Below are 15288 nucleotides of genomic sequence, written 5' to 3' on the forward strand. Positions count from 1 at the left end.
ACGGGCAAGATGAAAAAACCGATCGGCGACACACGCTTCGATACGCTTAAGTCATGATTTCTTTCAGCACGCGTGCCGGTTCGACACCCGTCAATTTCAAATCCAGTCCTTGAAAACGGGCCGTCAGCTTTTCATGATCGACTCCGAACAGGTGCAGCATCGTCGCGTGCAGCGAACGAACCGGCACCTCGTTTTCGACTGCGGCGTAACCAAGTTCGTCTGAACTGCCGTAGGTCATCCCGCCTTTGACGCCACCGCCCGCCATCCACACACTAAATGCATTGATGTGGTGATCACGTCCGGTCCCCTGCGCCATTGGGGTACGACCGAACTCACCTCCCCAAAGCACCAAGGTGTCTTCGAGCAAGCCGCGATCCTTCAGGTCCTTCAACAACGCTGCCGTTGGACGATCGGTGTCCTTCGCCGATTGTGTGAAACCGTTCACCAAATTGCTGTGGTGGTCCCAACCGCGATGATACAACTGGACGAAACGAACACCTCGTTCCAGCAGACGGCGTGCTAACAAACAGTTCGATGCATAGGAACCATCGCCTGGTCTTTTGACACCATAGTCCGCCAACGTTTCCTTGGTTTCACTGCTCATATCGGCCAGTTCCGGGACCGCCGATTGCATTTTGAACGCCATTTCATACTGAGCGATCCGGGTTGCGATTTCCGGATCAATGACTTCGCCAGCCAGCATCCCGTTAAGCCGCTGAACTTCGTCAATAACCTGACGCTGAGTCGACTGACAGACACCGTCGGGATTACCAATGTAATGCACCGGGGCCCCTGACGACTGGAATGCGACGCCCTGGAACTTACTAGGCAGGATGCCAGCGCTCCATTGCCGTGCCGATACCGGCTGGGCACCGGGACCAGACGAGGTCATGACAACATAGCCAGGCAGGTTTTCGGTTTCCGCACCTAATCCGTAAAGCATCCACGATCCCATGCACGGACGCCCCTTGATGATTGACCCCGTATTCATGAACGCGTGAGCGGTATCGTGATTAATTTGCTCTGTCGTCATGCTGCGAATCACGCACAGATCGTCAGCATGAGCTCCGGTCAACGGGAACATGTCCGACATCTCGATCCCGGACTCACCCCACTTCCTGAACTTCGTGAACGACTTACGGGCGATTAACTTAGCCCCTTGCAACTGCGCGAGCTGTTGTCCGGCCGTAAACGACTCGGGGAAAGCTTGACCATCGAGCCGATCGAGCTCGGGTTTCGGATCAAGCGATTCGACATGCGAGGGGCCACCCGCCATGCACAAATGAACGATGCGTTTCGCCTTGGGTGCGAAATGTGGGATCCCAGGCAAAGCTGGCCAGGGATGATCACTGCCTTGTGAAGCTTGATCGGCGGCGAGTGCCGACTTCCCGCCTAGTAAAGACGCCAGCGCGAAACTACCGATGCCCGCAAACGATTTCGACAAGAACGTCCGACGTGCCCAATCGGTACGTAGACGATCCAACTCAGGTGACGTGTGATTCATGGCGGGAAGCATTCGGTGGCGAGATTGAGGGAGGAAGCAATTGCATCGAGGAAAGAAATGTCTTCCCTGGACGACGCGATGCCATAATTCATTTTAACAAAGGATCTTGAAGTCTCATGGTAAATCTTGAGCAACACAAACTATCGAACCGCGGAAGCCCGCAACGAGCTATCTGATTACAGGTGCCCTACCCTGCTCTCTTCTGACTAGGACAAGGCTTTCAGCTCCAACAATCTTTCGGTCCAACCGTAGTGGGCGAGGCAACAAGTCTTTTTTGCACAACTTAAGTCAAAACGAATCATTGCCGCTTCCGCTATTGGAAATGCGTTAGTTTGCCATGACCGAGTTAGCCCAACCTTGTCCACACAAAATGGAGGATTAGCGTGGACTAAAATCGCATTCAGACAGAGACAACGCTAACCTTCGATTTCAAAACCTTTACGGTACTCACGCGACAACAACGCGTTTGCTTGATCATCGTTAACGATCTCTTCCTTCACGGCATCCCATTGCATTGGCCGACCAAAACGAGCACTGATGTTCGCGAGGTGGCACAGGTCAATCGCTCGAAGATGACTAGTCACATCGGAGATTGGTTCAATGCGTTCTCGAGTGCAATGGAAGAAGTTTGCCCAGTGATTCTTGTGCTCACTGTAAGGCGTCGGTAAGCCTTTGTAGGTTTTGGCAATTGCGTCTTCGGGAAGTGGATCACTTGCTAGGTCTTCGACAGGTTTCCCTGTCAAATCACCGCGACTGACAAAGATACGTCCCTTCGTTCCCTCCAACAGAACACCGTTGCGGCCACCGCTATTGATGACGAGTTCAGTTCCATCGCTCATCGTTGCGGTCATCGAAAACGACGACGCGGTGTGGTACTGATCATTCCGTGTCGGATATCCGTCCTTATACGGGACCGGAAACGTTGCCTCGCCGCCAACGGACACAACCGTGTCGGACTGCCCGGCTTGCCGCAATGCCCACATCGAGATGTCAACGTGGTGGGCTCCCCAATCGGTCATGCTGCCACCGGAATAGTCCAGCCAAGACCGAAACGTTTGATGGCAGTTGGTCCTTCCAATTCCCCAGTCATCAGGCCCCAGCTTCGAATCAGGCGTCCAGCGGAACGGAGCCTCGGGGGCCGGGCCAAGCCATTGATTCCAATCCAACCACTGCGGAACGTCGTGCTGGGGAATGGGGCCGGAACCTCCTCCGCCACCAATTGCTGCAGTCGCCCGCGTGATCCGGCCCAACCGACCGTCACCCGCCATCGCGACCGCTTTCACGAACAGGCTCAAATAACTTCGCTGCATCGTACCGACCTGAACAATGCGGCCGGTTTCCTTTTCCACTTGGCGGACTTGCTTGCCTTCATCAATCGTTAGCGTCAAAGGCTTTTCGCAGTACACATCCTTACCCGCACGCATTGCTTCGATCAAAATCTTGGTATGCCAATGGTCCGGCGTCGCGATGTACACGACATCGACTTCATCCACGTCGAGCACCTTTCGGTAGTCAACGAAGCCCTTCGCATTCTTTGCATCACCATCAAAGATCTTTTCGATTGCCTTTTGACGGTGATTCGAATCCACATCACACACCGCCACCAAATCACACATGCCTTTGGCAAAACGCATGTGATTGTGGCCCATACGCCCCGCACCAATTAACCCAAGTGCAGGCCGGTCGTTTGCCGAAACTGCCAACGCCGTCGCTGTTGACGAAAGCGGCGAGAGCATCGTAGCGGTTGCCAGGGCGGTGGTCTGTCCCAGAAAGCGACGGCGAGAACGGGTGAAGTGTGTTGTCATGCATAATCCAATGATTGATAGGGAGTGGCATAGGCGGATCAGCGTATGCCGACCGATCGAAACGCCCACCGATTGTTTATTGCGTCGTGGGTTATTGCGTCGACCTTGGCGGAGCTTGTGCCGTATCGACAATTCCAAGTTGGCTGGTCGCGGTGTCGTCCACCTTCAAGTCACCTACCGCATACTGAATTCCAGCCAGGTAGTGTTTCAACGCAAGCGGCGACCAATACGTCGTGTTGTTATGGCCTAAATTCGAATAGAACACGCGACCTTTTCCGAAACGATGAATCCATGCGACAGGACGCAATGGAATCGCATTGGTCATTGATAGCTGTTCTTGATGCAACTCAGGAGCGTTGTGGTTTTCCGGTTGATCCAAGTCCAGCGAGATCAGCTCACGAGACTGTGTCTCATCATGGGTACCGTCTCGGTAAGCATAGATTTCGTCGCGAAACCAAAAGCCCTTTCCGCCAATCGCTTGATTGATGGGATGCTCGGGTGAACTTAGCTTGAACGCCCATGTGCCCTGCGGCTTCCAAGGATGACATTGAAAAATCCCATTGATCATTCGGGCTCCCTCAGGCCAACCTTTGCAGCTATCGGCGGCCGCATGAACACCGACTAGCCCCCTACCACTTCGGACGAAATCCAAGATGGCTTGCTGTCCGGATTCACCAACCGTCCGATCAAAATCAGTTGTGTTGTTCAACAACAACGCATCGAACTGTTGCAGGTAATCGAGATTGATATCCATCGGGTCGTCGCTAAACGTGACCTCAAAAGCACCGCTCGTTTCCGCGATTTGCTGATATGCGAAGTTCGCCGTCGCAATGGAAGCATGGGGGTACTGGCAGCGATAGAAAACGAGCACCTTGCGTGGGTGAACTGACTCGGCAAAAGCGTTTTGCGGAGTCGCTTCAGTGATGAAGCGTTTCTCATTTTCAGTCGGCCCATAGTGGCCGAACAACACCTCGCGTTTTTCCGGCCATTCGAAGCGAGGCCAATTGCTGGGTGCCCGCCCACGCTTTTCACCAAATTGACGCAACCGATCTTGTCCAGGACTATCCGCACGCACCCCGACCGTCAGGCAAAACATGCCTACCAAGGCAAAACATGCAGCCAGCAAACCGGCACTGCAGCGATATCGAGAGTTATCCGAAAGCGTCACAAATCAAAAACCTTTGCGAAGGGTCGTTCACAGCACCCCACCAACTAGCGGGAGAATTTGGCCGACGAGCTACAAAAGCCAGCAAGCCCCGTTACGGAGCCGCAACGGTATTCATACTGCCGCCCTGCCTCAAAACAGCCTCGCAAATGCACCGGAATTTGCTAATTGGAGTTCGTTACCGACTGAAAACGGCTAATAGCAACGTGCTCTCACGAAGGCCCAAATCCGCTAATTCCTGCGACGATTTAGCTTTCCTACCGCTTTGCATCCCGGCCCGCCCAACATTTCACCACGCTGGCATCAAACGTCTCTGGTGCAAGTCAACAACGGCTGAAAGCGGAGTTATCAACTTCCTGGATTTGGAAACCACAATCAGACTAAGATACGCATCTCGTGATGGTTGCCGACGGAACACTGGACCGCCTAGGGATCCATCCGCTCAATCACGCTTTGCTGGCGAAACAGACCGCCAAAACTCCTGCCTAAGCCCCACCAATTCACCCCGATTGCCCCGACATGCCATCTATCCGCTTGTTCACGCCGTTTTGGCTATTCGCACTTACGGTCAGTCTGATTGATACCTCGACAGCCCAGGATGCAAACGCAGTTGCGGAAAAGAACGTTGTCCTGCCCAACACGGTGAGCAAAGTCATTGAGGCGGTCAAAGACAACCTCGCCACCGATCCCGACTCGCCAGATGACCCATTGCGAGAGATGCAATCTGACGCAATGAAGAACCAAACGGCTTCCTGGGGATATTGGGGGCACGTCGCCAGCAAGTACAGCACCTGGACCAACCACAGTAACCGCGTCGTGCCGTTGTACACGTTCGGCATGACGCTGAACTCGCTGCGAGAACCGGGAAGCATGTATGCCGACCCGGATCGTCTTTCCAAACGCTTTGGATCGGTCCCAAAGGACACGCTCAACCCACAGGCCAATTACCACGACCAAGTGGATTTCTACGAATTACAAAAACGCGCCGTTCGCGATGGCAAAAAGCACATCATCACGATGATCTTTGATGGCACGGACTGGCAATCCACCCGAAATGCCGCGATATATCGCAACCAAGCCGACCTCTACGACAGCGGTCGCGGTCAAGGACTCGCCTTTCAAGATTATCGAGGGGTTACCACCGACTTCGCGTTTTTGGTCACCGCTCCGAGATCCAGCGGCGCTAAGTACGACGTGAATTCCCAGACAGTGCTCGATGTCAAAGAAAAAGTAACGGGCGGCTTTGATCGCCGACGTGCCGGACCGATGCCCTGGCATGAGGCTTCACAAAGCCAATACCCCATTGGCCGCGACCGAGAACAACCCCACACCGTCACCGACTCGGCGTCGTCGGCATCTTCGCTGCTGGCTGGCATCAAGACTTTCAACGGATCAATCAATGTCAACTTCGACGGTTCGTATGCGACGCCTATCTCGCACGACCTACAAGCACAAGGCTTCCGCGTCGGCGTTGTTACCAGCGTCCCGGTCAGTCACGCCACCCCCGGCGCAGCTTACGCCAATAACGTCACGCGAAAAGACTACCAGGACATCGCACGCGATCTGCTTGGCCTGCCTTCGTCCTCACATCGCAAGAATCCCTTACCCGGACTCGATGTCCTACTAGGCGGCGGCTGGGGTGAAGGGGTGGGCAAGGACGCGACCCAAGGCGACAACTTCATGCCGGGCAACAAATACCTGCACGAAACAGATCTCGACCAAGTGAAGAAAAGTGGCAAGTACCTCGTCGCCGAACGAACCCCAGGACGTCATGGCAACGATGTCCTAACCGATGCAACTCAAACTGCTATCGAAACGGACCGTCGTCTGCTGGGTTACTTCGGAACTCGCGGCGGACACCTGCCCTTTCAAACCGCTGATGGCAACCATCGCCCTACTTTCGACGTCAAAGGAACCGAGCGATACACCGAAGCGGACCAACTCGAAAACCCCTGCCTAGCCGAAATGGCAACATCGGCACTCAAGGTCCTTTCTCGCCCCAAATCCAACGGCAGCCCGCAGGATGCTCTGGCACCATTTTGGTTGATGATTGAATGCGGCGATGTGGACTGGGCCAACCACGCCAACAACATCGACAACAGCATCGGTGCCGTGCTCAGTGGCGAAGCTGCTTTCCAGGCTGTCGTTGACTGGGTCGAAAGCAACGACGCTTGGGACGATACCGTGGTTCTAATGACCAGCGACCACGGTCACTACTTTCACCTCACCGAACCACAAGCGATCGCCGACGCCGCCAAGCAATCCGAGGCGATCCGGTCGCTGGTTCAGCCCTAACGATTTAATCGCTAGGGATTACGAAAAGGCAGCGTTTTACAAGGCCAAGCGTGACCGTTGACGCCATTGGCGGATTCAGCCAACGGCGTCAACAAAATCGCTCGATCGGCTATGCGGGAATCATGCCGTGCGGGTCAATCACGTACTTGCGAGCTGCTCCGCCATCAAAATCACTGTAACCTTGTGGTGCTTCATCCAGCGAAATGACCGACACATTGGTTGCTTTCGCAATCTGGATTCGGTCATACAGGATGCAGTTCATCAACTGGCGGTTGTACTTCATGACCGGACACTGACCGGTTGAAAATTGGTGCGACTTGGCCCAACCGAGGCCAATGCGAATTCCCAGCATCCCCGTTTTAGCGTTCTCATCGACCGCTCCTGGATCGCCGGTCACATACAGCCCGGGGATCCCCAATTTCCCGCCGGCGCGAGTAACCTGCATGATCGAATTTAAAACGGTGGCTGGCTGCTCAGTGCCCGCATTGGAGCCATGGCCTCGGGCTTCAAAACCCACGCAATCGATCGCAGCATCCACTTCGGGGATCCCGACGATTTGTTCGATCTGCTCAGCCAGGGTGGCATCTTTACGTAAATCAATGGTTTCGCAGCCAAAACTGCGAGCTTGAGCAAGCCGTTCTGGGATCATATCGCCCACGATCACGAGTGCCGCCCCTAACAAGTGGCACGATGCGGCACACGCCAAACCAACCGGTCCCGCACCGGCAACATAGACGATCGTCCCCGGTGCCACCCCGGCGGTTACCGCACCATGAAAACCAGTCGGGAAGATATCCGATAATAGGGTCAGGTCCCGGACTTTTTCCATCGCTTGGTCACGATCGGGGAATTTTAAAAGGTTAAAGTCGGCATAGGGAACCATCACGTACTCGGCCTGGCCACCAATCCAACCGCCCATGTCGACATAGCCAAACGCTGCACCAGGACGCGCCGGGTTCACGTTCAAGCAGATTCCAGTCTGTTGTTCATTACAGTTTCGACATCGACCACAAGCGATGTTAAATGGCACCGAAACGATATCGCCGACCTGCATGAACTCGACGTCACTTCCCGTTTCAATCACTTCACCGGTGATCTCGTGACCTAACACCAAACCTTCCGGCGCAGTGGTTCGACCGCGGACCATGTGCTGATCGCTTCCGCAAATGTTGGTGGAAATAATCTTCAGAATCACACCATGTTCACACTTTCGTTTTCCCAGTGAAAGCTTGGGGAAGTCAATGTTTTGAACTTCGACCACACCTGGCTTGACGTAAGCAACACCACGATTCTCTGCCATCATCTATCTCCAATACGCACATCCAAACCGTAAAAACGGGAACATGAAGGCAGAACCCCAAGGAGCCCGCCAACCCCCTACCGACAATGTAACGCGATGTGACATCCCGTTGTTGTGCGGCCCGCGTATCCATAGCCCACCGCTCAGTGCCGCGGCAATCCCATCATTGGAGTTCTTCGAAATCAATCGGCGGCAGTGCCAAGAGGGAAAAACTGAGTCGCGACACCGCCGTTCTGCTATCAATAGGCAAGTCAAAATCGTCGCGATCAAGTATGAATACAGTGACTGATTGCATCGCTATTCCAACCAAGAAATCAGCAACATGAATATTTTGATTCTGACAGGCGCAGGCGTTTCTGCTGAATCGGGCATCCCGACTTTTCGGGATGCCAACGGTCTTTGGGAGGGGCATGATTTCGAAGACGTTGCCACTCCGCAAGCATTCGCACGCGATCCCGTTTTAGTGCATCGGTTCTACAACGAACGCAGACGCCGACTTCAGGAACCCGACATTCAGCCCAACGCTGCCCATGTCGCACTGGCTGAATTTGAACAAGTGTGTGCCGACGATGGTGACATTGATTTCCTATTGGTGACTCAAAACATCGACGACCTGCATGAACGAGCGGGCAGCCAAAACGTGCTGCACATGCATGGTGAATTACTGAAGGCCCAGTGCGTCGAGTCCCTGCAAACCTTTCCGTGGACAGGAGACCTTTCGACCGAAACACCACACCCTGAGCATCCCGACGATGTTGCGCGTCAAGGTTATTTAAGACCGCACGTGGTGTGGTTCGGCGAAATGCCAATTGGACTGAATCAGATATCCGAAGCCGCATCCAAAGCTGATCTCTTCATCGCGATTGGAACATCCGGCTTGGTCTATCCCGCCGCAGGTATCGTGGCATCCACGCCGCACGCCTGCCGTCGTATCGAGATCAACCTCGATGCAACCTCTGCTTCGCCAGCATTCGACGAAACGATCTGTGGCCCCGCCAGCATCAAAGTGGTCGAGCTATTAGATCAAATCAAACGAGAGATTCTCGCGTCTTAACGAGATTGCTCGAGCACGTCTTGATAAAGCTTCCGGATGCTGTTCGTCATCGTTTGATGGCGAAACTGTTCGGTAAACCGGGACTGCCCTGCCCTGCCCTGCCGCTCACGTTGCTTTGCGTCGCCGACTAATTGACCAATTCGTCCGGCCAGGCCTTCGATGTCGCCGGGCCGCACGAGATACCCCGTTTCATCGTTGATCACCACTTCGCGTGCACCATCAATGTCATAACTGATCGCGGGAATGCCGGAAATCAACGCTTGTGGTAACGCGCGTGCTAAGCCTTCGCGATACGACGTGTGAACCAAAAGGTCCATCGCACCAATCATCTCGGGCACCTGCGTCGGTGGCACCAGCCCAGTGAAGATAAACTGTTCGGTCAAACCCGCTTCTGCAATCTGCTTCGTCAATGCATTACGCAGGATGCCATCACCGACCAATAGAAAACGAACATTGGGATATTGATCTGCAACCTTACGAGCCGATGCAACCAGATCCGCATGCCCTTTCAGATGAAACAGCCTCGCGATCTTACCCACGACAACATGTTCGTCGGTGATGCCGTACTTCACTCTGACCCGCTGCCGATGCTGTCTTGCGTTCAAGAACGGATCGACATCCATACCACTGCTGATTGTCGTGAACTTGCTTCGCTGGGCCACTCCGGCATCGACCATCAAATCCGTCATGGCGTCGGCGACCGAAATTAAATGGTGGCACCGCTTGGCCGCCCACTTTTCACACTCAACGAAAAACTTTCTCGCCAAGGAAGATTGATAGTCGTGGAACGGAGCACCGTGAACGGTATGGATGACAGCGGGAACCTTCAGTCCCCATCCGACATACCGGCCTAACAATCCGCCTTTGGCACTATGCGTATGAACCACATCAGGCTGAAAATCACGCAGTACCTTTTTCAGTTCGCCAGCGGCACGCCAATCATGCGAGAGATGAATGGCCCGCCGGAGCGAATCGACAATTCGGACTTGGACACCGTCGATTTCAAAAGACGACCGTTCCGACTGCCCTGCCCTGCCCCGCCCCAAGAGATCTCCTTCGGGCCCCGTTTCCGGCCCGCAAACCAGGAGCACCTCGTCACCGTGATCCGCAACCAGATCTTGGCAATTGAAGAGCGTATTTTCTTGCGCACCTCCAATGATCATTCGGGTGATCACATGGGCAACACGCATCAGACATTCACAAGCCGAAGAGGTAATCGAAACAAGTGGACTCGTCCGAGGAGCATTGTTTAGAAGTGATTCCGCGAGCCAGCCACCGACCGCCCCGACATGCAAAAACCTCATTGTCCACTACAGCAATGAGGTTTTAGCGAATTTCAAGCAACAACGCGAGCGACTAAGCTCCGAACTCAAGGCGACGGACGCCGAGTTGTTGTTGCAATCGATTAACGATCGATGTGTGCATCTGGCTCACTCGCGACTCGGATAGATCGAGCGTGGCACCGATCTCTTTCATCGTCAACTCTTCGTAATAATAGAGGATGATGATGAGTCGTTCGTTGCGGTTAAGTCCCTTGGTAACCAATCGCATCAAATCGGTTTTCTGGACGCGAAGAGTCGGATCTTCGCCCTTCTTGTCTTCCAGAATATCGATTTCGCGGACGTCTTTGTAGCTGTCCGTTTCGTACCATTTCTTGTTCAGTGAAACGACGCCAACGGCATTCGCTTCGGTTTGCATCTTTTCGACTTCTTTGACTTCGATTTCCATGTGCACAGAAAGCTCTTGCACGGTCGGAGCACGGCCAAATCGAGCTTCCAAAGTCTTGGTGGCAACACCGAGCTTGCTAGCTTTGCTGCGAACCAATCGAGGCACCCAGTCCATCGTACGAAGCTCGTCGAGCATCGCACCCCGGATACGTGGCACACAATAGGTTTCGAACTTCACGCCGCGATCGCGGTCGTAAGCGTCAATGGCATCCATCAATCCGAAGATACCAGCACTGATCAGGTCGTCCAGCTCGACGCCGTCAGGAAGACGTTGCCAGATACGTTCGCCGTTATAGCGAACCAAAGGCATGAAACGCTCGACGAGTTGATTGCGTAGACCTTCGTAGTCAGGATGATCCTTGGTGATCGCCTTGAAGGAATCCCAGACTTTGATAATTTCTTCGTCGACGTTGGCGGCGGCGGGCATTGAATCCTCCATGATGATTTAAGTTGGCTGAAGCAAATGTTAAGAACTTGGGCTACCGTGCCTCGGTTCATAACGGCTTCGTATTGGTATCTTCCGACGCTGCCTTTGATGAATCCATCAATTCAGCAACCCCGTCTCGATACCACTGCACTCGTTTGCGATACAAGCTTTCGACTGTATCCCGGATCAAGTAATCCGCAATCGCTCCAGCGAGGGCTCCCACGCCAGAGAAGACGACCAAAACAATGATCGCTTCTTCAGCAACGTTCGCCGCCAATTCGCCTCGGATCACACCGCGAAGGACAACCAGTCCCATCGCAAGCGATCCAATTGAAATAGCCAGCGTTCGTATCAAGAGTCAACTCCAGAGATCAAAATTCGATTCAGCATTTTCATCGAATTCTGATATATCTTGTTTCCCAAATTTGTTAAACGGACTTACAAAAAATAAACTCAAGTGAGTCTGGTTCCTTGCGTTCCGCGTCAGTTCTAGTGATCGGTTCCCCGAGCGTAGGTTCTTTAGCGAAAAAAGCTTATTTAAGCAGCTTCCCCAAACGCCGAAACAGACTGGATTGCCGTCGGCATCATTGGCAACAGCGCACCTACTAAGTGAGGTGCGTCTGCGACAGCGATGTCGTCGGGAACCTGTTGCCCGTTCGTCACGTAGCTGAGCGGCATCGCAAGATGGCGCTCGTTTGCCGTAAGAGCCGCAAGTGCTCCGGCGGTGTGTGGTGTCTCGTCAAGCTTGGTCAGGATCACCGCGGTCGGCCCGACCGGCTGGAATCCTTGCAAGGTGGCACGAATGTTGTCGCTGGAGCTGGTCGCACTGAGAACAAGGTGTGTCTCGTCGGGACGAGCGGCACGCAGGAATTCTGTTAGCTGATCGATCCGGGCGTCGCTGCGCGGACTCCGTCCCGCCGTGTCGATCAAGACCAAGTCAACGTCGCCCAGAGACTGCAGTGCAGCTTGCATCTGCTCCGGCTTCTCGACGACCTCCATGGGCAAATCCATGATCTCGGCGTAAGCCTTTAGCTGCTGGACCGCCGCGATTCGATAGGTATCAATTGTAAGCAAGCCAACTCGTCGCCGGGCTTCGATGCGGAAACCTGCGGCCAGCTTCGCGACCGTAGTCGTCTTGCCCACACCTGTAGGCCCAACCAGTGCCACAACGTGCCGTTCACCGGGCTGAGTCCGGATGGGACCGCATAAGTTCAGTTCGCGAGCAACGGCTCGCTGTAGATGCTCGAGTCGCTGATCCGACTCCATGTATTGGTCATCGTCATCGCGAAGGTTAGCCGCGAAGCTCGACGCGGATGCCAACCAGCGACGAATGACGGGCTCATCAACGCCCGCTTGTCGCAGCGGCGTAACCAGCGGATCGATTGTCAACGGATCCGGTTGCGGATGAGGACGCAACGTATTCAGTCGGTAGTCACTGGCGGTTTCAGAATACGCCATGGAATTCTGAAGCGATCGGACATCACGAGGCTGTGAGTTTGACTCCTCCAGAGGCCCATCGGCGACACCGGTCCCTTCGCCTTGCGGGCGCAATCCAGCGACCACTTCGACTTTGGTTCGACCTAACCAGCCAAACCAACCATCGCGGACTTGCCGGGTATGCAGCACCGAGGCTTCGGGCCCCATTTGGTCCCGAATATCAGCTAGCGCGGCTTGCAGGTTGGCTGCTTTAAATGTTCGTATGGACATCAATCACTCACTACGCCGTGGGACTGGATTTTCGTATCTTGTGTAATCTCGTTGTACGACAACACTCTCACGCGAGGCATCGAGGAGTTCAAAATCTGGCGAAGTCCCGGACGAATCCGTGGACTCACCAGAACCACCGGATGATGGCCAAGCGTGATTAGTTTCTTAACACCGCCGCTGATTTTCTCGCAAGTCGAGTCCACTGCTTGTGGGCTCATTCGAACAAAAAGTCCACGCTCGGTATGTTCGATACCGGCCGCGATTCGGTCTTCCATCGCGGGATCCAACGCGACCACGTGCAGTTGCCCGTATTCATCGCGATAACGCGTGCTGATCGTACGCGCCAACCGGTGACGGACATACTCGCTTAGGAACACAGGATCTTTCGTCTTGCCAGCATGGTCACCAAGCGTTTCCAAGATAATCGCCAATTGACGGATAGGCACATCTTCGCGAAGTAGCATCTGCAAGACCTGCTGAACCTCACTGATTTTCATCAGGCCTGGGATCAACTCGTCCACGACCGCGGGTGCCGCTTCTTTCAGTTCATCGACCAAGTGCTTCGTTGCATCACGAGTCAGCAGCTCATCGGCATGACGCCTTGCCAACTCTTGCAAGTGTGTTGCCAAGACGGCTCCTGGCTCAACGGTTGTGTAACCATAGATCGCAGCTTGCTCACGCCGAATGGGATCAATCCAAACCGCAGGTTCGCCAAAGGTCGGATCACGAGTCGCCTCGCCTTCGATCACGCCGGTAGTGTGCCCACTGTCGATCGCCAACAAGCGATCCGGTAACACACGCTCGGTTGCCAACGGATTTCCAGCGATCCGGATCTCGTATTGGTTATCCGCCAAAGCCATATCATCGCGGATACGAACTTTTGGCAAAACAATGCCGATATCACCCGCCATGGAATTGCGAACCCCTGTGATTCGCTGCATCAAATCGCCACCGCGAGCCGGATCGGCTAACGACAGCAGCCCCAAACCGATGGCGAGTTCCATGGGGTCGACGGTTAGATAATCTTCAACGCGTTTGTCTGCAGGCGCGGCCGCAGCGGCAGCCTGTGCGTCGTCAGCATCTTGTTGATCTTGGACATCTTGAGCCTTGGTCCGCTTCAAAACGACCGCCAAACCGAGACACCCTGCCCCGAGCGTCGCCATGGGGATTGTCGGCAGGTTGGTCATGATCAGCAACGACAAAAAGGCACCGGCGACTGCCAACGCTTTTGGATTGCTGAACAGTTGCTGCATGAACTGCTCCGGCAGGTTTGCCTTACGAGCACTCCGCGTCACCAACAAACCGGCAGCAAGCGAGATCAATAGTGCAGGCACCTGGCTGACCAAGCCATCGCCAATCGTCAATTTCGTGAACAGTTCAGCGGCTTCGCTGACGGTCATCCCATATCGCATCACACCGATATACAGACCACCGGCCACGTTCACGATCGTGATCACAATGCCAGCGATCGCGTCACCGCGAACGAACTTACTGGCACCGTCCATCGCCCCGTAAAAGTCGGCTTGGTTGGCGATGTCATCCCGGCGGGTCTGAGCTTCTTTTTCATCGATGATGCCGGCATTCAAGTCGGCATCGATTGCCATCTGCTTACCAGGCATCCCGTCCAACGCAAACCGAGCCGCCACTTCACTAATCCGAGTGGCACCCTTGGTGATCACGATGAACTGAATCAACACAATGATGACAAAGATGATGATCCCGATTTCGATCCGGTCCCCAGCGACAAACTCGCCAAAACCCTGAATCACGCCCCCTACCGCAGCGCTATCACCGGATTCTGTACTGGTTAAAATCAGTCTTGTCGTCGCCACATTCAACACGAGACGCGCGAGCGTAGTAGCCAACAACAGTGACGGAAAAATGCTGAATTCAAGTGGCGTTGTGACGTAAACCGTCGTCAACAGCACGATCACACCAACGGTGATATTGGTCGCCAGCAACAAGTCCATCAGGAAAGGCGGCAACGGCACCAGAATGACCACCAGGCACCCAATGATGCCCAACGGCAACACCAGGTCTCGATAGCGCATTAACAGGTGCATGTGCGATCCTTCGCAAAAATCTCAAAAAACATTCAAGTTCGACGATAGCAGGAATCCCTGGCCCAGAGCTAGATCGTTCCCAAGCCTGCGCAACGCGGCTTTTTGACAGCAAATTGAGCAAAAGCGACTCAGACAAAGAAACCGAAAGAGACTTGGTGCCATCCATCACCCATGAGGTCGTGTTTGGGATCCCGCTGATCCGCGTACGCTTCCCTCAATTAGCCTTTCGTGATGTTTTCCG

Annotated in this window: 11 protein-coding genes; 2 read left to right on the forward strand and 9 right to left on the reverse strand. The window is 54.3% G+C overall.

All coding sequences use genetic code 11. From position 1 onward, the window contains the following. Nucleotides 1-46: 46 nt before the first annotated feature. The 3 genes from ACR3ZL_RS25500 to ACR3ZL_RS25510 form a co-directional block, all read right to left on the reverse strand. Nucleotides 47-1504 (reverse strand): DUF1501 domain-containing protein, encoded by a 1458-nt coding sequence (locus ACR3ZL_RS25500; RefSeq protein ID WP_473650287.1) that lies wholly within the window; start codon nt 1502-1504, stop codon nt 47-49. A 416-nt stretch (nt 1505-1920) separates the two neighbouring features. Then, complete coding sequence (locus tag ACR3ZL_RS25505) at nt 1921-3309, reverse strand: Gfo/Idh/MocA family protein (protein ID WP_473650286.1); 1389 nt, start codon at nt 3307-3309, stop codon at nt 1921-1923. A 91-nt stretch (nt 3310-3400) separates the two neighbouring features. Further along, nucleotides 3401-4477, reverse strand: coding sequence for a ThuA domain-containing protein (locus ACR3ZL_RS25510; RefSeq protein ID WP_473650285.1), 1077 nt, complete (start codon nt 4475-4477; stop codon nt 3401-3403). A 516-nt stretch (nt 4478-4993) separates the two neighbouring features. Here ACR3ZL_RS25510 and ACR3ZL_RS25515 point away from each other — a divergent pair. Further along, entirely contained in the window at nt 4994-6769 is a 1776-nt protein-coding gene (locus tag ACR3ZL_RS25515; protein WP_473650284.1) for an alkaline phosphatase, read from the forward strand. 109 nt (nt 6770-6878) lie between these two features. On the opposite strand, the gene fdhA is transcribed toward ACR3ZL_RS25515, so the two are convergent. Beyond that, nucleotides 6879-8069 (reverse strand): formaldehyde dehydrogenase, glutathione-independent, encoded by a 1191-nt coding sequence (gene fdhA / locus ACR3ZL_RS25520; protein ID WP_473650283.1) that lies wholly within the window; start codon nt 8067-8069, stop codon nt 6879-6881. A 322-nt stretch (nt 8070-8391) separates the two neighbouring features. Here fdhA and ACR3ZL_RS25525 point away from each other — a divergent pair, with 322 nt between their 5' ends. Continuing rightward, the gene (locus tag ACR3ZL_RS25525) at nt 8392-9123 is read left to right on the forward strand and encodes an NAD-dependent deacylase (protein WP_473650282.1); all 732 of its coding nucleotides are present in this window, start codon (nt 8392-8394) and stop codon (nt 9121-9123) included. Here ACR3ZL_RS25525 and ACR3ZL_RS25530 read toward each other — a convergent pair. From ACR3ZL_RS25530 to flhA, 5 genes are all read right to left on the reverse strand, one after another. Further along, nucleotides 9120-10313 carry a glycosyltransferase family 4 protein gene (locus tag ACR3ZL_RS25530; RefSeq protein ID WP_473650281.1) on the reverse strand — a complete coding sequence of 398 codons (1194 nt, stop codon included), beginning with the start codon at nt 10311-10313 and terminating at the stop codon, nt 9120-9122. The genes ACR3ZL_RS25525 and ACR3ZL_RS25530 overlap by 4 nt on opposite strands. Before the next feature lie 166 nt (nt 10314-10479). Beyond that, nucleotides 10480-11277: a FliA/WhiG family RNA polymerase sigma factor gene (locus ACR3ZL_RS25535; protein ID WP_473650280.1), complete on the reverse strand. Its 798-nt coding sequence runs from the start codon at nt 11275-11277 to the stop codon at nt 10480-10482. A gap of 67 nt (nt 11278-11344) precedes the next feature. Continuing rightward, on the reverse strand, nt 11345-11632 hold the full coding sequence (locus ACR3ZL_RS25540) for a hypothetical protein (RefSeq protein ID WP_473650279.1): 288 nt from the start codon (nt 11630-11632) through the stop codon (nt 11345-11347). Between the two features lie 182 nt (nt 11633-11814). Then, a complete protein-coding gene (locus ACR3ZL_RS25545) occupies nt 11815-12984 on the reverse strand; it encodes a flagellar biosynthesis protein FlhF (RefSeq protein WP_473650278.1) in 1170 nt (389 codons plus the stop codon). After that, nucleotides 12984-15035, reverse strand: coding sequence for a flagellar biosynthesis protein FlhA (flhA, locus tag ACR3ZL_RS25550; protein ID WP_473653453.1), 2052 nt, complete (start codon nt 15033-15035; stop codon nt 12984-12986). The genes ACR3ZL_RS25545 and flhA overlap by 1 nt, the downstream gene beginning before the upstream one ends. Nucleotides 15036-15288 lie beyond the last annotated feature (253 nt).

The organism is Rhodopirellula sp. J20-39, from assembly GCF_057365095.1.